Source organism: Gloeotrichia echinulata CP02, from assembly GCA_038087035.1.
GTDB classification, from domain to species: Bacteria; Cyanobacteriota; Cyanobacteriia; order Cyanobacteriales; family Nostocaceae; genus Gloeotrichia; species Gloeotrichia echinulata.
Genome location: CP051187.1, coordinates 4,692,862 through 4,712,854 on the forward strand (window position 1 = coordinate 4,692,862; position 19,993 = coordinate 4,712,854).

Annotated in this window: 15 protein-coding genes and 1 pseudogene; 9 read left to right on the forward strand and 7 right to left on the reverse strand. The window is 43.3% G+C overall.

Annotated features, from left to right (window positions below):
- The first annotated feature begins 17 nt into the window (after positions 1-17).
- From HEQ19_20605 to HEQ19_20635, 7 genes are all read left to right on the forward strand, one after another.
- Positions 18-266 (forward strand): hypothetical protein, encoded by a 249-nt coding sequence (locus HEQ19_20605; protein ID WZI66971.1) that lies wholly within the window; start codon positions 18-20, stop codon positions 264-266.
- 511 nt (positions 267-777) lie between these two features.
- On the forward strand, positions 778-1,329 hold the full coding sequence (locus HEQ19_20610) for a transposase (GenBank protein WYM01541.1): 552 nt from the start codon (positions 778-780) through the stop codon (positions 1,327-1,329).
- A gap of 581 nt (positions 1,330-1,910) precedes the next feature.
- Positions 1,911-2,126 carry a hypothetical protein gene (locus tag HEQ19_20615; protein ID WYM01542.1) on the forward strand — a complete coding sequence of 72 codons (216 nt, stop codon included), beginning with the start codon at positions 1,911-1,913 and terminating at the stop codon, positions 2,124-2,126.
- The gene (locus tag HEQ19_20620; protein WYM01543.1) at positions 2,123-2,305 is read left to right on the forward strand and encodes a hypothetical protein; all 183 of its coding nucleotides are present in this window, start codon (positions 2,123-2,125) and stop codon (positions 2,303-2,305) included. Before HEQ19_20615 ends, HEQ19_20620 begins: the two co-directional genes overlap by 4 nt.
- Positions 2,306-2,491: 186 nt before the next feature.
- Positions 2,492-3,385 carry a cation diffusion facilitator family transporter gene (locus HEQ19_20625; GenBank protein ID WYM01544.1) on the forward strand — a complete coding sequence of 298 codons (894 nt, stop codon included), beginning with the start codon at positions 2,492-2,494 and terminating at the stop codon, positions 3,383-3,385.
- Positions 3,386-3,710: 325 nt separating this feature from the next.
- On the forward strand, positions 3,711-6,551 hold the full coding sequence (locus tag HEQ19_20630) for a cation-transporting P-type ATPase (GenBank protein WYM01545.1): 2,841 nt from the start codon (positions 3,711-3,713) through the stop codon (positions 6,549-6,551).
- 23 nt (positions 6,552-6,574) lie between these two features.
- On the forward strand, positions 6,575-7,768 hold the full coding sequence (locus HEQ19_20635) for a hypothetical protein (protein ID WYM01546.1): 1,194 nt from the start codon (positions 6,575-6,577) through the stop codon (positions 7,766-7,768).
- Positions 7,769-7,877: 109 nt separating this feature from the next.
- On the opposite strand, the gene HEQ19_20640 is transcribed toward HEQ19_20635, so the two are convergent.
- The 7 genes and pseudogenes from HEQ19_20640 to HEQ19_20670 all read right to left on the reverse strand — a co-directional run bounded on the left by HEQ19_20640 (position 7,878) and on the right by HEQ19_20670 (position 16,586).
- Entirely contained in the window at positions 7,878-8,813 is a 936-nt protein-coding gene (locus tag HEQ19_20640) for a DUF4351 domain-containing protein (protein WYM01547.1), read from the reverse strand.
- 165 nt (positions 8,814-8,978) lie between these two features.
- Positions 8,979-10,265, reverse strand: a complete 1,287-nt coding sequence (locus tag HEQ19_20645; GenBank protein WYM01548.1) for a homoserine dehydrogenase — start codon at positions 10,263-10,265, stop codon at positions 8,979-8,981.
- Between the two features lie 115 nt (positions 10,266-10,380).
- Positions 10,381-11,688 carry a ferredoxin-NADP reductase gene (locus HEQ19_20650; protein WYM03527.1) on the reverse strand — a complete coding sequence of 436 codons (1,308 nt, stop codon included), beginning with the start codon at positions 11,686-11,688 and terminating at the stop codon, positions 10,381-10,383.
- Between the two features lie 1,287 nt (positions 11,689-12,975).
- The gene (locus tag HEQ19_20655; GenBank protein ID WYM01549.1) at positions 12,976-14,352 is read right to left on the reverse strand and encodes a calcium-binding protein; all 1,377 of its coding nucleotides are present in this window, start codon (positions 14,350-14,352) and stop codon (positions 12,976-12,978) included.
- Between the two features lie 55 nt (positions 14,353-14,407).
- The gene (locus HEQ19_20660) at positions 14,408-14,692 is read right to left on the reverse strand and encodes a hypothetical protein (GenBank protein WYM01550.1); all 285 of its coding nucleotides are present in this window, start codon (positions 14,690-14,692) and stop codon (positions 14,408-14,410) included.
- A gap of 319 nt (positions 14,693-15,011) precedes the next feature.
- Positions 15,012-15,344: a hypothetical protein gene (locus HEQ19_20665; protein ID WYM01551.1), complete on the reverse strand. Its 333-nt coding sequence runs from the start codon at positions 15,342-15,344 to the stop codon at positions 15,012-15,014.
- 611 nt (positions 15,345-15,955) lie between these two features.
- Positions 15,956-16,586: pseudogene (locus HEQ19_20670) on the reverse strand (ATP-binding cassette domain-containing protein).
- A 632-nt stretch (positions 16,587-17,218) separates the two neighbouring features.
- On the opposite strand from HEQ19_20670, the gene HEQ19_20675 reads away from it, so the two are divergent.
- Positions 17,219-18,223, forward strand: a complete 1,005-nt coding sequence (locus HEQ19_20675) for a phosphoribulokinase (protein ID WYM01552.1) — start codon at positions 17,219-17,221, stop codon at positions 18,221-18,223.
- 246 nt (positions 18,224-18,469) lie between these two features.
- Positions 18,470-19,732, forward strand: a complete 1,263-nt coding sequence (metK, locus tag HEQ19_20680) for a methionine adenosyltransferase (protein ID WYM01553.1) — start codon at positions 18,470-18,472, stop codon at positions 19,730-19,732.
- Positions 19,733-19,993: the final 261 nt, after the last annotated feature.

A 19,993-nucleotide genomic window follows, 5' to 3' on the forward strand; every position in this document is an offset into this window, starting at 1 on the left:
AGTATAAATGACTAAATATGGCTAACTGTCCTAACTGTGGTTCTAATCATATCCAAATTAAACAAGAAACTGATGTAAATTGGGGACGTGCGATTGCTGGGTATGCTCTATTTGGTATTGTCGGTGGTGCAGTTGGGGCTGTTACAGGTGAAGATAGAAATGTTAATGCTTGTTTAGACTGTGGAACATCTTGGAAAGCTCAAGATTTATATAATCTTTTGCAAGTTATGGTTCTTGCGTACTTAGCGTGCTTAATTATTAGTTAAAGTCTATAAATTTGCTTTAAAAGTAAGACTTACAGGCGTTCATAATTTAATTTTCAGCAATATGACCAAAAATACAGGAAATAATGGCTATTACCGTATCTCAGTAAGGGTTTCAAGCTGATTATTTAATAAATTTAGCACGCTAAGTACGGAAGAGCCGATCTTGTAGGGTGCGTTAGCGGTAGTGCGATCGCTGATCTTATAGGGTGCGTTAACGTTCGCGTAGCGTGCCGTAGGCAAGTAACGCACCGAACCAATCATCAGGTGCGTTACGGCGTAAACCACCACATCTGTTGTCAAATATCCAAACACGAACGCCTAACGCACCCTACGAGACATATTGATTCAGCGATACAATATAACTAAGCGATCTTGTAGGGTGCGTTAATGAAATGTAACGCACCATCCTAATTTCCGGTGCGTTACGCTGACGCTAACGCACCCTACGAGAGATGTTGATTTAGGATAAACAATGGGTATTTTAAGACAATCAACTCATCGATAAATACCCATGCCCAATTACCGCCGAGCTAAAGTTGCTGGTGCTACTTATTTCATTACTCAAGTAACCCATCATCGTCAACCTTGGCTTATCAGCGACATCGCACGCCTTGCACTCCGCGCTGCTATTACTCATGTTCGTCAAAAATACCCCTTCACTATCGATGCATTTGTTTTACTACCCGATCATTTTCATTGTTTATGGACATTACCAGAAGGAGATAGCGATTTCTCAACTCGATTGCGATTAATTAAAACCTTTGTCACTAAACAATATGGGGAGAAATTAGAAATTAATGCTGATATTTCTAACTCTCGACAAAAACGCAAAGAGCGCAATTTATGGCAAAGACGATTTTGGGAACATTTAATTCGGGATGAAAGAGATTTTGTCAAGCATTGCGATTATATTCATTACAATCCTGTGCGACATAAATTATGTCAGATTCCCCAGGATTGGCAATTTTCCAGCATTCATCGATTTATCACCCAAGGCATTTATCCGCCAAATTGGGGGATGAATGAAATTACAGAAATGCCTAATACCATTTGGGATACGTAGTGCTAGTGCGATGTTGTAGATGTTGTAGGGTGCGTTAACGTTCGCGTAGGGTGCGTTAACAGGTAAGCCACCGAACCAATCATCAGGTACTTTAAATAATCTATCGCCAAGTTTCTGATAACGTCTTGGCTGAAGTTGCTTCAGGCTGCGCGTAATACGTAAACGTCAAAGCTGAAGTTGCTTCAGGCTGCGCGTAACACGTAAACGTCAAAGCTGAAGTTGCTTCAGGCTGCGCGAAACACGTAAACGTCAAAGCTGAAGTTGTTTCCGTCAAGACGGAAATTGCTACTCTTACAGCAGTTTTCACGTAAATAAACCACGGGCTAGGGGCACGGCACTGCCCATACGTGTCAACTTAACGCGAAACCCCTACACCATTATCATTTGCTCGAACAATTTCCGCGAGACGCGATCGCGTTCTCCCCAGCATGGGCGATCGCATCAAAGAGATTTACAGCAATTTTCATTCATTTGAACCACAGATCTTCGTAGGGGCGCAAGGCCTTGCGCCCCAAAAGCGTGGTCTATTTACCTGAAAATGGCTGTAAAATAGTTGTCAAACTCAAATCACCTTGAGCGCTATGAAAACATCAGCACTTCAGCAAGCCATTGAATCAGTAGAAAGTTTACCCATAGAAGATCAAGAAATCTTGCTGGATATCCTGCAAAAACGATTACAAGAACGGCGACGAACTAACTTATACCAAGAAGTTCGCGAAATTCAACAAGAATTTGCCTCAGGAAACGTAAAATTTGGCTCAGTAGATCAATTCTTAGCAGAATTAGATCAACCATGAAAATCGGTTGGACACCCAAGTCCCTTCGTGCTTTTAAACGTCTAATCCGTAAAAACCCGAATCTTAGACCCCTGATTGAACAAACATTACGCCAGTTAGGCGAAGATCCCTTTCATCCAAGCTTACACACCCTCGTTAATAAAAATATTCCAGCTAGTAATGCTAAAAATATTCTGTAATTTACAAAGCATTCACTAATATATATCAAGCTTGTAGCTATTCTAAGTTATAAACAATCTCAATAAATAACGAAAAAATCTGAGACTGTAGAGACTTGTAACTCTTACTGTGTAAAAGGTTGATACATTTTCTTTGTGTTTTAAGGTTTAATAAGTAATGGTAGAAGTTGATGTTAAAAATGTTTTATGACTTACGACAATCGCGCGACGGTGAGAAGAGTTTTAATTATTACCCTACTGCTAAATTTATTTGTGATGGCGTTAAAAGCAGTGGTGGGCTACTCAACAGGTTCTCTCAGCTTGCTAGCAGATGCTTTGCATAGTGTGACGGATAGCGCCAACAACATTTTAGGATTGATTACTAGTAAGTTTTCTTCGCCACACCCAGACCGGGAACATCCCTACGGACACCAGAAATTTGAAGCTGTGGGAGCATTAGGTATTTCTGCTTTTTTAGGAATAGCATGTTTTGAAATTATCCAGGGAGCAGTCGAGAGAATTCTCAAAGGTGGTGAACCTGTAAAAGTATCAGCGCCTGAATTATGGCTATTACTGCTGGTGTTGGGGGTGAATATTTTTGTTACCTTTTATGAACGCAGTGAAGGTAAGCGAGTAGGTAGCCCAATTCTGATTGCTGATGCTACTCATACCATGAGCGATGTTTGGGTGACAATCGCTGTCCTTGGTGGTTTGATTGGGATTTGGTGGTTAAATATTCAATGGTTGGATGTATTTTTAGCCTTTCCTGTCGCTTTGTTAGTGTTTTGGAGTGGTTGGTCAGTTTTAAAAGAAAATCTGCCTTCCCTTGTAGATGAAATGGCGATCGCACCGGAAGCCATACATGCGATCGCCGTTGGTGTTCCTGGAGTAATTAACTGTCATGACATCGCTTCTCGCGGTGTTCTTGGTCGTCAAATGTTTATTGAAATGCATTTAATAGTAGAAGCACCAGACGTAGAAACAGCCCACCGCATCACCGAAGCGGTAGAAAGCCGACTCGAAGAAAATTTCCGTCCAGTCAGAATTTTAATACACGTCGAGCCACCAGCATATGAATCTAAAAAAATTAGCTTTGATTAAAATAGGACTTACGCATTTGTGACGAAAAATCAGCCTTAACGATGTAATCGCCAAGCTCCTAATGACCTAAAATCGTAGTTTGTGCGTAGGTCCTGTAATCAACAATTACCGTGCCTGTGGGGAAGTTGGGAAGTTGGGTATGGTATCTTATCTGCTTTGTAATGTCGCCAAGCTGTAAGATAGGAAATGCCCAAAATTTTACGCAGTTTATTGCATAAAATATCTCTTGAGAAAGAGGCTTTAAAAGGTTACTTACTATCTTATTAATATCATAAGTACCCAGTGCCTTTTACAAATCCCTTATGAGGCAAATTGTCAATCCTCTATGGCACCTCATTCACCTGTTTGGACGCTAACAACTGAGCAAGTCTATAAAACTCTGTCAACTTCGGCACAGGGACTTTCTGAGTCAGAAACAGCAATCAGAATCAAGCATTACGGGTTTAATGAATTACCCGAACCTGCGAGGCGATCGCTATTACTCCGCTTCATTGATCAATTGACTCATTTCATGGCACTGTTGCTCTGGGTCGCAGGTACCCTAGCTTTTATCTCTGGTACACCAGAACTCGCCTGGTCAATCTGGGCGGTGATTTGGATTAATGCCGGTTTCAGTTTTTGGCAAGAATTCCAGGCTGAACAAGCGTTAGCAGCACTCAATAAAATGTTGCCTGCCCAAGCTAAAGTCTATCGAGATGGGAAGTTATGTGAGATTGCTGTGAGGGAGATGGTGCCGGGAGATGTCATGGAGTTGGAAGAGGGCGATCGCATCTCTGCTGATGCCAGACTGGTTTCAGCACAGTCTTTGTATGTCGATGTCTCAGTGCTGACTGGAGAATCCTTGCCGGTTGCGAGATTAGCTGAACCTGTCGTTACTGAAAAGATGCGTGCGTCGGAAGCCAGCAATCTTGTTTTTGCCGGTTCTACCGTTGCCGCAGGGCGGGGATTAGCTGTAGTTTATGCTACAGGAACTCAGACTGAGTTTGGTCAGGTTGCCCACCTAACCGCAACGGTGAAGCGAGAACCCAGCACCCTGGAAGTTCAAATTAATCGGGTGGTGCATGTAATCACAGCCATCGCCCTCGGCATGGGTGTTTTGGTGTTTCTGCTGACTAATCTGCTGGTGGGTATGGGAGCCAAGGAAAGCTTCATTTTTGCGATCGGCATTATTGTAGCGTTTGTCCCAGAAGGACTGCTACCAACGGTGACTCTGGCTCTAGCAATTGGTGTCAAGCGCATGGCCAAGCGCAATGCTTTGGTGCGTCGTCTGTCGGCAGTGGAGACATTGAGTGCGACAACGGTCATCTGTACGGATAAAACTGGCACACTGACCAAGAATGAGATGACGGTGCGTCAACTCTGGATTCCGACAACTGAGATTGAAGTCACGGGAGTGGGCTACGAGCCAACCGGAGAGGTACGACTGACAAATCAGCGACAGGAGTCACAGGTAAATCTACTGTTGACAGGGGCGGCGCTCTGCTCAAACGCCCGCCTGAACCATCCAGCAGGTTCCAGTCAGTGGCAGGAGATTGGTGATCCTACGGAAGCCGCTCTCCTGGTGGCTGCTCTCAAAAAGGGATTGAATCTGGAACAATTACAGGGTCAGATGAAGAGAATTCAGGAAGTTCCCTTTGATTCGCGCCGACGGATGATGAGTGTTTTGCTACAAAAAACTGCCGATGATTCAGGTTTAGGGTTGGAGTTAGAAGGGCAATCGTCCCATGTCAAAACGCTCACGGCTCCCTATCTAATTTTTACCAAGGGGTCGCCATTGGATGTGCTGCAACACTGTCAACAGATTCTCAAGGATGGGCATATAGAACCATTATCAGCCGCAGCACGGGCAGAGGTGACTGCCGCTAATGATACATTTGCCAGTCGAGGTTATCGAGTTTTGGGCGTTGCTACCCAACAAAAACAGGAGCGCCCACCGCAAGCAGCCCAGGAACTAGAGCAAAATCTGATCTTCGTGGGGTTGGTAGCAATGATTGACCCGCCCAGACCAGAAGTGGCGGAGGCGATCGCTCGATGTCATCAAGCGGGTATCCAGGTGACGATGGTGACGGGGGATTATGGATTAACTGCAGAAGCGATCGCCCGGCGAATTGGTTTGGTTGATGGTAAAGTTAGGGTGGTTACAGGCGAAGAAATGGGTCATATCTCAGATGCCCAACTGCGTCAAATCTTGCAGCAAAAATCTGGGTTAGTCTTTGCCCGTGTGATGCCTGAACAGAAGTTAAGGCTGGTTCAAGCTTACATTGCAATGGGTCATATCGTAGCGGTGACGGGTGATGGGGTGAATGATGCTCCCGCCTTAAGATCTGCAAATATCGGTATTGCGATGGGTATGAGCGGTACGGATGTGGCGCGGGAAGCGGCTGATATTGTGCTGATTGATGATAACTTTGCCACTATCGTCAGTGCGATTGAGCAGGGACGAGCGGTATATCAAAATATTCGTAAGTTTATCACATATATTCTATCATCCAACATGGCAGAGTTTATCCCTTTCCTGGCGATGGTTTTTTTAAAGATTCCCCCAGCTTTGGTAATTCTGCAAATTTTGGCTATCGATTTGGGCACAGATATGATTCCCGCCCTGGCCTTGGGCGCAGAACAACCGGAAGCAGGGATCTTACTTCAACCACCACGCCAGAAGTCGAAACCATTACTGGATATGTCTTTATTGTTGCGTGCCTATTGCTTTCTCGGCTTGCTGGAAGGATTGGCAGGTATGACAGGTTTTCTGCTGGTTTGGTGGGCAAATGGCTACGGGATTACCGAGTTGCAGGCTATGAATTCCGCTATTCTAGCACACTCGGCGAATGCTACCCAGATGGCAATTTATCATCAAGCAACAACTGTGACACTGGCGGCGATTGTCGCTTGTCAGGATGGTAACGTTTTTGCCTGCCGCAGTGAACGCATCTCGATTTTTCCCTTGGGCTTCTTTAGCAACCGTTTGATTTGGTTAGGTATTGCTATTGAGTGGACACTGATTTTATCTATTATCTATGTCCCACCCTTACAAAAAATCTTTGCGACTGCACCCCTATCTCCGTTGCAATGGTCGATTTTGCTTGCGTGTCCACCATTGATACTAATGGCTGATGAAGTGCGAAAGCAAATTGTTCAGAGGATAGATGCGGGTCATCGGGTCTGACTCCTGAGCAAGTTAACCAATATTTGGACGCGGTTGGCGAACAACTAGGAGCAGTCAAAACTTTGCTTCAGCAAGATACCGCACTGCAAGAGCTAGCAAAGTCTCCTTTAACACTTAGTGTCATGACTCTGGCTTATCAAGGCAAAAAAGTAAAAGAACTACCTCAAACAGATTCGGTGGAAGCACGTCGTGAACACCTGTTTAATTCTTATATTGAGCGGATGTTCAAGCGAAAGGGAGTTAATCAGCAATACCCGAAAGATCTGACAGTACACTGGCTAACTTGGCTGGCGCAACACATATCTCAATCGTCTCAAACAGTTTTTCTAATTGAGCAAATACAACCGACTTGGTTGCAGTCTGATCTTGAAAGAATACTTTATAAATTTGAAATGACTCTGATTGGGATACTGGCTATCGGATTGATATTATTACTAGGTTATGGGTTAGATCATTCTTTTTATGAAATATCGAAGCTGCCAAATAACCTGAACAACCTGCCTAAGATAATATCGATGAATGCAGGAATGTGGGGGCTAGTTCTAATAATATGGGGGCTAGTTTTGTGGTTGAATTTCGGACGTGGCGAAGCAGAAATAAAAACTTTTGAAACTTTGACTTATCCTTGGAAAAAAACACAAAAACATCTGCTTAATGGCTTAATATATGGACTTAAATGGAGTCTAGTTTTGTCCCTATTTTGTGTGTTATGGTGTTATGTAGCTTGGCCAGGCAGTCAAAATTCAGATTCACGATTTAACAAGATAATCATCTTTGGACTAATTACAGGATTAATCTTAGGGCTGATTATAGGATTAATTCATGGATTGAAAGGCGCAGAAATAGAAACAAAAAATATTCCCAACCAGGGCATTTGGAGTTCTGCTAAAAATGCAGCGATAATAGCAGGATTTAGCTGGCTGATTTTGGGCTTGATTATTTTTTTTCCTCCACCGATTGGTTTGTTTCCCAAAGAGTTAAAATCAATAACTTCTGTCATAAATTGGGGACTAATTTTAGGGCTGCTTTTTGGGGGTGGAATAGCCTGCATCCAACACTTCAGCTTACGACTGCTCCTCTGGGTTGAGGGTTTTATCCCGATGAATTATGCCCGTTTCCTTAACTACGCCAGCGATCGCATTTTTCTGCAAAAAGTTGGGGGTGGTTACATCTTCGTCCATCGGATGTTGCTGGAACATTTTGCTGGGATGAAGTAAGTTTAGGTAGAGCGCGTGCGATGCTCGCTAACGAACCTCTAGAAAGTCAGAATGGCTAAGGCTAGAGCCTTCTTGAAGCTCAAAGAAGCTCACACAGAATGAGCAAAACCTAAATTTGAGGATGATTATTTGTTAACCAAACCATCAAATTCGCCATTTGCTGAAAATCTAACAAAGCTTCGCCTAACTCTTCGAGCTTAACTAGGGGGAGAGATTGAATTTGCAACAGCAGATCTGATGGTAATTGTTCCACCTTCAAACGTCTAGCTAACAGACGCACAACTAAAGCTAATTTCCCTTCAACTTGTCCTCGTAGTTCACCCTGCTCAATACCCCGCTCTTCAGCTTCTCTAATTTTTTCTAAATAAAGAGGTGATAACTGCATGATTAACTCCCGTTCTTCTGGTTCCATATTTTGTTTCGCTTCCAGAATCACCCGCAGGTTGCTAAATAGCTCCAGTGCATTTGCACGATAGGGACTATCCGCTGGTAATGCGCCTACTTCGGTAATCGCCTGGGACTGGACTTTTCCTTTTCCCAACAATCTCAACCACAGGGTTTGTGGCGTTGCTGGTAACTGGTGAATCACAATGATTCCGGTTTTTTGAAGTGGCGGTAGCAAATATACACCGCTTCCCCAACTCTCTACCTCATTTATAGCACCAAAGCCTAACAATGTTGGTGCAGCTAGGGTCGGTGTGAAAATCCATAACCAAGGTAAATCTTCATCAGCTATCTTCTGTTGCTTTTCGCGTCTAGCTTGGCGGATGATTTCTAAGTGTAAGTCATAGAGTTTCGACATACAACTGCGAATCTCTAGCGCCGTTACGGGATTACGAAATGGTTCAAATGCTGCTGAATTTGCAGCACATTGAGCCAATAAACCCAGGTCTGAAGTAGCAGATAAATTGGCATTCGGGGTAAAGTAGACATCAATTTCGCGCACTTCACTATTGAGCGTCAGCGCTGTTTTGACTTGACCGTAGGGTGACAGCAGCGACTCTAGCAAGTTCTTCGCAAATTGGTCGTGAGGAAATTGGCTCATGAACTACTGGTAATGCTCCTAACTCCTAACTCCTAATACCATTTCACCAAAACTCTGATACATATAGATTTCCCGTAAGGGCACGGCAATGCCGTGCCCCTACCAACGTATTTGTATCATACTTAAAGTAAAGCGGTATAACTCCTAACTCATAACTCCTAACTTTCACAGTACGCGCAGTAAGCTAGGAATACTATCTATCCCTTCCAGGTTACGTATTTGTTCTAAAGCTTGGCGGAAGTTCCCTTCCCGAACGTCGTGGGTGACAACTACAATTTCTGCTAGTTCTCCCTGAAAACCGGTTTGGACAATCGATTCTAAGCTTACGCCATAATTGCCAAAGCAAGTACCCAATTGACCAATCACTCCCGGTTCGTCTCTCGTCAAAAATCGGGTATAAAAGCGCGTCACAAGTTCCGCAATTGGCGCAATTTCGCAGTAATCGTGATGCCCACAAGTTAATAGGGGATTGGGGTTAGTTGTACTGGTCTTGAGGGTAGCTACTAGATTTAAGATATCCGATGATACTGCGCTAGCTGTTGCTCCAGCACCTGCACCAGGTCCAAAAAACATTACCTGACCAATGGGTTCACCTTCTACGAGAATGGCATTATACACACCGTTAATACTAGCTAAGGGGTGTGCTTTAGGTACTAAGGTGGGATGAACGCGAACCGAGAGGGGAGACGAGGGAGTAACTCGTTTGGCGATCGCTAAAAGTTTGATGACAAAGCCTAATTTTTCGGCATAGGCGATATCTGTTTTACTAACTTGCCGAATTCCCTCACAATAAACATCTTGTAGGTTAATCCGTCCGCCAAAGCCTAATGATGCGAGGATGGCAATTTTATCCCCTGCGTCTAAGCCATCGACATCAGCGGTGGGGTCAGCTTCAGCGTAACCCAATCGTTGGGCATCAGCTAACACATCGCTGAAGTTGCTGCCTTCGGTTTGCATCCGTGTCAAAATGTAATTAGTAGTACCGTTGACAATGCCAGTTATAGTATAAATACGGTTAACACTTAAAAATTGCTTTAGGGGTTGAACGACGGGGATACCACCACCCACAGCAGCTTCTAATAAGACATATACGCCGGCTTGATTAGCAGTTGTGAAAATTTCTGCCCCAAAACGGGCGATCGCCGCTTTATTGGCGGTGACAACATGCTTACCATTTCGTAGAGCTTGGAGAATCAGCGATCGCGCTGGTTCTAGTCCGCCCATCACTTCCACGACTATATCCACTTCTGGGTCATTGACAATTGACTCTAAATCTGTAGTCATGACACCCTCTGGCAGTTCTACCTCACGGGGTTTACCCTGCGATCGCACTCCCACCCGATATATTTCTATCTCTTGCAACAATGGGTGGCGTCCAGTTGTATCTTGCAACAATTTGACTGTACCCGTTCCCACAGTGCCTAATCCGAGGATTCCCAGTTTCACGCCCACAAATCTTACACCCTATTTCCGCAATAACAATTGTAGGGTGGGCAAAGCAGCCCACCCTACTAATTATCCTTTGTTCAGTTGTTTTTTGTCACTTGTCAAATGACTAATAACTAACTTAGTAGGTTTCTACGTGCCAGCGACCGGCTTTTTTGAGGTCTTTCTGGTAATCACTCCAGGTCACGCCTTCCTTAGCAGCTGCTGCTGTTAAAGCTGCATCAATACCATCTTCCATACCGCGCAAACCACAGATGTAGGTGTGGGTCTTTTCATCTTTAATTAATTGCCACAATTCATCTGCATGTTCTGCCACCCGGTCTTGGATGTACATTCTACCACCTTGGGGATTTTTCTGTTCCCGGCTGATGGCGTAAGTCAGGCGGAAGTTATCAGGATATTTTTCCTGAATTTCTTCCAATTCTTGCTTATACAGAATGTTGGGAGTGGTGGGCACACCAAATATCAGCCAAGAGAATCCATTAAACTGGTATTCTGGGTTAGCGGCTCTTTCGGCATCATTAAACATCCGCCACAGATAAGTCCGCATGGGGGCGATACCTGTTCCGGTTGCCATCATGATGACTTTAGCTTCGGGGTCTTCGGGTAATAGCATTTCTTTACCCACTGGCCCTGTGATTTTAACATCTGCTCCTACTTCGATGTGAGTTAGATAAGTTGAGCAAACACCGTAGACTGTTTCGCCGCTTTCTGGGTGCTTGTACTCCAACTGACGGACGCACAGTGATATTGTCTTGTCATCTACATCATCTCCATGACGAGTGGAGGCGATGGAGTAAAGTCTCAGCTTTTCAGGCTTGCCGTTTTTGTCCAATCCTGGGGGAATAATGCCGATACTTTGACCTTCGAGATATTTCAAATTTCCGCCGGAAAGGTCAAATTTGATGTGCTGAACAATACCAATCCCGCCTTCTTGGACTAACGCTTCATTGGAGATTACCTTACCAATAAAAGGAGCGTTGGGTCGGTAAATGTTAACAGGAACATCAGCGTGAGCATCTTTTTTGGCTTTCGCTTGAGTCATGGTGTTGCCTTCTTTATCCTTCTTCTTAAGCTGTTCTGCAGCTGATGATTGAGCGAAGCCTTCGACTTCACTGTTTCCATTCACAGGTGTGGCTTGACCATTTCCCTCACTGTTAGCAAATCCAAATGCAGCTTGACCATTAACTTGCCCTAAAGCACTTATGGTTTGAATACTAACAATTTTGCCGCCTAGGCGAGTGATACGTCGCATTTCTTGATTCATGCGGTTGTAAGGCACTCTGATGAATACACTGCCACTTTTACGAATTGGGTAGTTGGTTGTATCAGTTTCTTCGTTCTGACGCAGACCCACTACTTCGTAAACGAAGACGCGGCTACCTGATTCTGTGTTAGCAGCACCCTCAACAGCACCTTGGTTGTACATTCTTTCTACCACTCCGATCTTTACTTAACCGTTTTTGAAAAAAACCTTTCCCATCTTCAGCAAGCTTTAGTTTACCGGATTTTTGGTTCCCAAAACTGGCTACCTGGAAAAGGGGTATCATCAAGCTAATGCCTTGCTAAGTACACTCACCAAAGACATGCAGGCTGCGCCAAAACACACCTGTTCACCTTCTACGGTAGAGGATAAGTCTTTTGGAGAATGTTAATAATGAGTCAATTTAATCTTTTTTTTCGATGAACTACCACCCGAAGTGTTCGGGTAGGTTGTCATGTGTTGTACTGACACCTTAATCATACCATGTTCATGGCAATTAAAATTACCAACATATCCACCCCTAGCTCCCGACTTGAGGATGCTGAGTCGCGAATAGGGATAACACCCATTTTATCGGCTATGTGAGGACAATTGTGGTTTGGGGCGCAAGGCTTTGTCCCCCGGAAGATCATCGAACAACGCCAAAAACCGTGATTTTTCCCTGCCGTCAGGGGTCATACCCAATACTGCTAGGACAGCTTTACCAAAATTTTTGCTACAATAGAAAAAAGTCGCCATAGGGCATTGGGAGACTATAAACGGACGTGGAGAGACTGTAAGACTACCTAGTAGCGGGTTTCTGTCTTCGCGGAGCGTCAAGGAATCCTCGCTCCTTTAGGAAGAGGATGTATGTCAGTTAACGCAAAGGTAAGGACAAGGGAAAAAGGGGATAAGACATATAACACCCTCTTCCCTGTTACCTTATGGTTAAGATAGAAAACGGGAAATTATCCCGGGAATTACTAATTTTGGGAATTTTATGATGGGCAATTATTTTTTAATTGCCCATCTTTATATTTTAATCTTTTTGTGTTTAATAAGCAATTTTTTTGAGGCTTTAATTAATAAAAATATCTCATACAAAATCCGAGTGATTGCACGTGGTATTTGTAGGGGCACAGCAATGTTACCGCATGTTTGTGTGACCGTAACGGGACTTGATATAATCTATTAATCAATAAAAATTATACCAATTCAAAAAATATTTGCAACACATCAATAATCTGTAGGGGCGCAAGGCCTTGCGCCCCTACCCTATCTGTCCCATTCTTTTTTAAAATTGGTATTACATAGTAAAAAAATTGATAAATGAAAAGAATCTGGATACTTGTTAGCAAAGTTAAATATCCAGATTAAAGTGATTATTTTTGAGTTTTTGAACCAATACCAAATCCCTCACAGACTTTTCAAACATTCTCTTAACCGAACCGTATTGTATCCATTCCTAGTCTGCTACACAGCAGGGATAAAGGTGTTAGCGGCAAATGTACCAGTAAATCCGACTACCTGGGCAATAACTTCAAAGTTGCTACCGGACTCAACCAAAATAAGTTTATTTCCGTTGTAATTTGCAGTAGTTATACCACCAGGATTACTCACTTGGATTTGATCAACACCATTCTCAAAGTCGAGAATATCAGCGCGATCTTCAAATCCGACCACCTTACCGGAAAGGACACCACCAGTACCACCCGCATAAAAGTTACCACTTGTAGAACCCAGCACAAAGGTATCTGATGTGGATATTCCAAAATCTCCCTCAGACAATGCGACTCTTTGACCATTGTTCAACAGGTAGACACCACCAATTAACACGTCGTAGTCGCCAGGTTGACCGCCACCATTTAGGGTATCATTACCAAATCCACCAACGATGGTATCATTACCAGCACCTCCCAAAAGCAAGTCATTGCTACCGAGGTCATTGAGAGCAAGATTCAAATCTGCGTCAAAATTAATGCCCCAGCCACCATAACCGCCATCAAGATAATCATTGCCCACCGCTCCGTTGATGGTGTCATTACCACCACCACCAAAAACAGTGTCATTACCCGTTCCTGCAGTGATATCGTCATTACCATCAGGATTGTTAGGGTCATCACTAACTGTAATGAACTCCCCTGCAGTGTCTACGTTGGCGTAAAAGTCTCCAAAAATCAGATCGTCTCCAACACTTCCGTTGATGGTGTCGTTCCCGCTCTCCCCTACGAGAATATCAAGACCAGGGGGAAGGTTAGGATCATTGATTGGGTTTGCGTTTAGTCCATTGGAGATCCGGTCATCACCAGATCCGCCAAAAATGGTGTCATTCCCATTGCCCCCTCTAAGAGTATCATTACCGCTTGCTCCATCAAGGAAGTCATCCCCAAACCCCCCTTGTAATAAATCATTCCCTGTGCCGGCAAGGAGTACATCATTCCCAAAACCGCCATCAAGGCGATTATTACCATCGCGCTCAAAGAGGAAATCATTCCCAAAGCCACCTCTGATGCTGTCATTACCCGACCCACCATAGAGGGTATCATCATCATTACCGCCGTCAAGGATATCGTTACCACCCCCACCCCAGATAAAGTCATTACCATCGCCCCCAAAAAGTAAATCCTTGCCATCATTTGGGGTTGCGGCAGAAAAAATGGGGTTGAATGGATCAATCAGATTAAGAACAGCACCATCACCCGAAATAATGTCATTACCCTCACCTCCTGAGATATAGTCATTACCTGCCAATCCGACCAAGATGTCGTCTCCCTTACGAGCGAAGATCTGATCACCACTAGATGTACCTCTAATGGTGTCATTGTCGTTTTTTCCGTTGATGTAAGCCATATATATATATTGTTATTAGAAAACCTCAAACACAATCAATACGGGTAGGTTTTGCCTAATTTGATGCTGAAGAAAATGAAGAAGCAGAAACACTAGAGACAGGATTAGAACCAGAAGCTCTGGAAATCACACGAATATAAGAGAGAGCAAAGGAAATATTCGGTTGAATGGTTGCTAGATTGTTAACAAAAGTATCTGTGTAAGTCGAACTACCAAAAGCAGATGCTGAAAATACAGACATTGCTGTAGCACCACTGCCATTTAAATGGCAAGCAGATGTTTCGGGGATGAAATCTAAATAATCCAGATCAGAAATTATCATCGCTTCTCGATACCCCATGTAGTTTTCTTGACGCCATTAAAAAGCGAATTTGCAAATATAAATAATCTGTGTTTTTACAAAAGTATGATGCCTCCCAATAATACGTATATGATTTTTGCAAAAATTGCATTTTGTGCTAATAGCTAAAGTAAGCTAAAAGCTCACTAGGCAATCTTTTAACCCATTTCAATGAGTTTGAGCTAAAACGGCTCAAACGCTACGCAGTATTGGTATCTCGTCAGTAAGAGTTGCCCTAAGTGGGCAACTCTTTTCAAATGCTCATGAGCTTTTATTTATCTGAAAGTTGCCTGAAATAGGGCAACTTTTTAGTCTTTAACTATGCTGCTGAAGCAACGATAGTACCAGATTGGCTGGAGCTTTCTCCGCCAACCACTACTTGGGAGAATGCGGATTGAGTGTTGCTAGCTTTGCCTATTGCTTCGTTGTCGAAAGCGATAGAAGCGGAATTACCTTTTACTGTTGAGCTAACCTCGTAGGTTGCTTTCTTTGTCAGAGTATCCTTAACTGTGCTGCTGATAGAAATGTTAGCTGTATTGTTAAATGTCGCAGCCACATTCTTGGTGAAGGAATAGTTAGTACCACCAGATTTACTACCACCAAATACTTCTTCGTTGCAGATTTCTAAATAGCCTAGATCGTTGATAATCATTGGTTCTATCCTGAGAATTAACTAGTTCTTTTGGGAATTTTTTTGTGGGTGGTTTGCTTTCCATCCACATTTATACTCTAAAATATTATTTCCAATAAGTCAACACTTTTTGAGGTTTTTATTGATTAAAAAAAATTATTATTCCTGGGAAGATATTTATCTATAGCTAATATTTGTTTCCCTAAAAATGCAAAAAAAATCTAGGCAGTAAACATTTGTTTAATGCCAAGATAAATCTATCGTAATTATTTTTTATTTGTAAATTACTGGAAATTTGGGTCTATCAAAAACATGGAAACATCTAATTTAAATACTCCCTTATCTCCCCAATATCTCTCAATACGGTTCGATTAAGACTAAAAAATAAAAATGTGTAAGTTGGGTTGAGGAACCTAGCAAGATTCCGTATTCCTTCCCTACGGGACGCTGCGCGAACCCAGAAGCAAGCTACGCGGAGCCTCCCATAGGGAAGGGGGACCAAACGCAACCCAATCTTTTACGCGGTTTGTTGGGTAACGCATTACCTCAACCCAACCTACGAATATTCTTAACCGAACCGTATAACCATATCTCTTATCTTCGTGCCATTCTCCCCTTCCAATCTCTAGTTACTAGACTGCTTGAGCTAATTGTTGTTGATTGAGGTAGTAGCAATGACCTTTTTTGAGGATTAATTTTGTCGTGAGTACCACTTTCCAGCAATATGGCGAGATCTAAAACTAGAATCAAATCAGTATTGCGGACAGTAGACAGGCGATGGGCAATAATTACACTGGTGCGCCCTGGGAGAATTGTTTTGAGGTTGTTTTGAATAATACGTTCTGATTCCGAGTTTAAGTGACTTGTGGCTTCATCAAAAAGTAACAATCGGAGATTTCCAAGTATTGCAGGAGCAATGGCTAGGCGTTGGCGTTGTCCGCCCCAGAGCATTCCGCCCGCTTCACCAATTTGGGATTCGTAACCGATTGGCAGTTGCTGAATAAATTCATCTGCTCCTGCAAATCTTGCTGCCTGGATAATTTCTGCTAAAGAAGCTTCTGGGTGAGCGATGGAGATGTTTTCATGAATAGTGCCACCAAACAGGAAGGTATCTTAATCGACAAGACCTATTTGAGAGCGGAGAGGTTGCAAAGAAACACCAGAGACATCATGACGGTCTATCAAGACTTTTCCATCTGTCGCAGGGTATAAACCTAAAATTAATTTGCCCAGGGTTGTTTTTCCAGAACTACCACTGCTACCATTTGCTCTGGCTGGATTTAAAGCCAAGTTGCTGACTGATTTGTGGGATAGATCTTGACTTTGAATACCTAGTACAGTAAGGCGTAAATAAGCCCCCCATTCCAAATCGGCAAAAACTCTGCCCTATAAGCTTTTTGACTTTTGACTTTTAACTTTTAACGAATGCCTTACAGTACTAGTGCATTACTCCCTGGCCAATTAAAATTCAAAAATGGGAAAAATTTATCTGCAAAAGAAAATCATACATTATACACTTGAATAATAGACACACAATCAGGTAACTGTTGCCGGCCACACTAGTTGTGGGTGGTAAGCGGATGCCTTTTAAAATCACTAATTAAATCATCAGCATGATTGACGAAGCACCAGATTATTCCTGACAGTAAACCTTGTATAGAATAACCCCCTTCTGTTAAAATCAAATATACCACTAGGATTAAATACTTACCAGCAACGAATTTAGATTGGGCGGACGAGTAACAACTATTACGTGGTTGTATACACGACTGACTTCTTATTAGAGCTGTGGGTAGCAAGAACGCAGGAAGAACCAATCAGGTAAAATCCTGGCTTCAAAATCTGCTGTGTGAAAAATTATTGATTGACACAACTTTAGTATTTAGAGGAGATTTATGACAAGTAAGCCGGAACGCGTGGTACTGATTGGAGTAGCCGGAGACTCCGGGTGCGGTAAATCTACGTTTTTGCGTCGTTTGATAGATTTATTTGGTGAAGATTTAATGACGGTCATCTGTTTAGATGACTATCACTCTCTGGATCGTAAACAGCGCAAAGAAACTGGGATAACAGCACTAGACCCCAGGGCGAACAATTTTGACCTGATGTATGAGCAAATTCAAGCACTCAAGAATGGTCAAGCGATTGATAAGCCAATTTATAACCACGAAACTGGCTTGATTGATCCACCAGAGCGGATCGAACCAAATCATATTGTAGTTGTGGAAGGGCTGCATCCTTTATATGATGAACGGGTGCGAGCGCTAATCGATTTCAGTGTCTATTTCGACATCAGCGATGAAGTCAAAATTGCCTGGAAAATTCAGCGAGATATGGCTGAACGCGGTCATCGCTATGAAGATGTGTTAGCGCAAATCAATTCCCGTAAGCCTGATTTTGAAAAGTATATTGAACCACAAAGAGAATTTGCTGATGTGGTTCTGCAAGTATTGCCAACTAACTTAATCAAAAACGATACAGAGCGCAAAGTCCTGCGGGTACGTATGCTGCAAAGAGAAGGGAAGGAAGGCTTTGACCCAAGTTACCTCTTTGATGAAGGGTCAACAATTACCTGGACTCCTTGCGGACGTAAGCTGACTTGTTCTTACCCTGGTATGCAGCTGTACTATGGTTCAGATGTTTACTATGGTCGCTACGTTTCAGTATTAGAGGTGGATGGTCAATTTGACAACCTAGAAGAAGTGATTTACATCGAAACCCATCTCAGCAAAACATCTACTAAATACCAGGGTGAGTTGACTCACTTGTTACTTCAGCACCGTGAATATCCCGGTTCCAACAATGGAACTGGATTTTTCCAAGTGCTTACAGGTTTGAAAATGCGAGCCGCTTATGAGAGGTTGACAACACAGGAAGCTAAGTTAGCAGTTCAAGTTTAAAGCAGCAGTTTTTGTGTCAAATCTTTGGGGGGTACTTCAGGGTATCCCCTTTTTTGTGTTGTTGAAAACATTTTCGTCAAGAGTCAAGGGTCAAGAGTCAATTGAGGAGATTTTAATAGTTTTTGAGAAGATATGAAAACACTTACTAATGTTTGTGTAATTATTGTTATGATTTCATAAATTAGAGTAACTGAACTAAATAACCACATTTAGCCAGTGAAAATACTTTAAAAGGAGGAAATTCCTTTGTCTCGTCGATATCTATTCACCTCCGAGTCAGTCACCGAAGGTCATCCAGATAAAATCTGCGATCAGATTTCTGATACGATTCTGGATGCCTTGCTGACACAAGATCCCACTAGCCGTGTCGCGGCTGAAGTGGTAGTCAATACTGGCTTGGTGCTAATCACAGGCGAAATTACCACCAAAGCCAATGTGAATTTCGTCAATCTGGCTCGCAAGAAAATTGCTGAAATTGGCTATACCAATGCTGATAACGGCTTTTCTGCTAACAGCACCAGCGTTTTGGTAGCTTTGGACGAACAATCACCTGATATCGCCCAAGGTGTTAACACCGCCCAAGAAACCCGCGAACAGGATAGTGAAGAACTATTCGACAAAATTGGTGCAGGTGATCAAGGTATAATGTTTGGCTTTGCCAGCAACGAAACACCAGAACTGATGCCCTTACCCATCAGTCTAGCGCACCGCATCGCTCGCCGACTAGCAGCAGTCCGAAAGACAGGTGATTTACCCTACCTACGTCCCGATGGTAAAACCCAAGTCACCGTCATCTATGAAGATGGCCGTCCTGTAGGCATTGATACCATCCTGATTTCCACCCAGCATACAGCTAGTATTGGAGAAATCACAGATGAAGTGCAGGTGCAGGCCAAAATTAAGGAAGACCTCTGGTCAGCAGTGGTCGAACCTGTGTTTGGCGATTTGGAAGTGAAGCCGGATGAGCAAACAAGGTTTTTAGTCAACCCCACTGGCAAATTTGTCATTGGTGGTCCCCAGGGAGACTCTGGTCTAACTGGTAGAAAAATCATTGTTGATACCTACGGTGGCTACTCACGACATGGTGGGGGCGCTTTCTCCGGTAAAGACCCCACAAAGGTAGACCGTTCTGCAGCTTATGCGGCTCGCTATGTGGCAAAAAATATTGTCGCTGCAGGGCTAGCAGACAAAGTGGAAATCCAGCTATCCTATGCTATCGGCGTAGCGCGACCAACCAGTATTCTGGTAGATACCTTTGGAACTGGTAAAGTAGATGAAGACACCTTGCTGAATTTAATTAATCAGCACTTTGAGCTTCGTCCGGCGGGGATTATCCATAGCTTCAACTTACGTAACTTACCAAGTGAACGAGGCGGACGTTTTTATCAGGACGTCGCGGCTTACGGTCATTTTGGGCGGAGTGATTTAGACTTGCCTTGGGAGCAAACCGATAAGGCAGAATTGTTGAAGCAAGCCGTCAACGATTCACTTTCGCAAGCGATCGCTTAGACTCTAATTTAACAGTAGGGGCGCAAGGCCTTGCGCCCTTACAACACCTTTGAGTTTGGATTCAGGGACTTGCAAATACAGTTCACAGGTGTTATAGCATTTCACCAAAACTCTGATACATATAGAAGCCAGTAGGGGCACGGCATTGCCGTGCCCCTACCAACGTATTTGTATCATACTTAAAGTGAAACGGTATTAGTGGTCATTTGTTATTGGTAAGGACTTATAGTATTTTTACCTAAATTAAACCGCGTCTGTCGT

Bases quoted from the DNA above. Each gene is read 5' to 3' on its own strand.
- HEQ19_20605 (WZI66971.1), top strand. From the start codon at position 18: ATGGCTAACTGTCCTAACTGTGGTTCTAATCATATCCAAATTAAACAA.
- HEQ19_20610 (WYM01541.1), top strand. From the start codon at position 778: ATGCCCAATTACCGCCGAGCTAAAGTTGCTGGTGCTACTTATTTCATT.
- HEQ19_20615 (WYM01542.1), top strand. From the start codon at position 1,911: ATGAAAACATCAGCACTTCAGCAAGCCATTGAATCAGTAGAAAGTTTA.
- HEQ19_20620 (WYM01543.1), top strand. From the start codon at position 2,123: ATGAAAATCGGTTGGACACCCAAGTCCCTTCGTGCTTTTAAACGTCTA.
- HEQ19_20625 (WYM01544.1), top strand. From the start codon at position 2,492: ATGACTTACGACAATCGCGCGACGGTGAGAAGAGTTTTAATTATTACC.
- HEQ19_20630 (WYM01545.1), top strand. From the start codon at position 3,711: ATGGCACCTCATTCACCTGTTTGGACGCTAACAACTGAGCAAGTCTAT.
- HEQ19_20640 (WYM01547.1), bottom strand. From the start codon at position 8,813: ATGAGCCAATTTCCTCACGACCAATTTGCGAAGAACTTGCTAGAGTCG.
- HEQ19_20650 (WYM03527.1), bottom strand. From the start codon at position 11,688: ATGTACAACCAAGGTGCTGTTGAGGGTGCTGCTAACACAGAATCAGGT.
- HEQ19_20655 (WYM01549.1), bottom strand. From the start codon at position 14,352: ATGGCTTACATCAACGGAAAAAACGACAATGACACCATTAGAGGTACA.
- HEQ19_20660 (WYM01550.1), bottom strand. From the start codon at position 14,692: ATGGGGTATCGAGAAGCGATGATAATTTCTGATCTGGATTATTTAGAT.
- HEQ19_20665 (WYM01551.1), bottom strand. From the start codon at position 15,344: ATGATTATCAACGATCTAGGCTATTTAGAAATCTGCAACGAAGAAGTA.
- HEQ19_20675 (WYM01552.1), top strand. From the start codon at position 17,219: ATGACAAGTAAGCCGGAACGCGTGGTACTGATTGGAGTAGCCGGAGAC.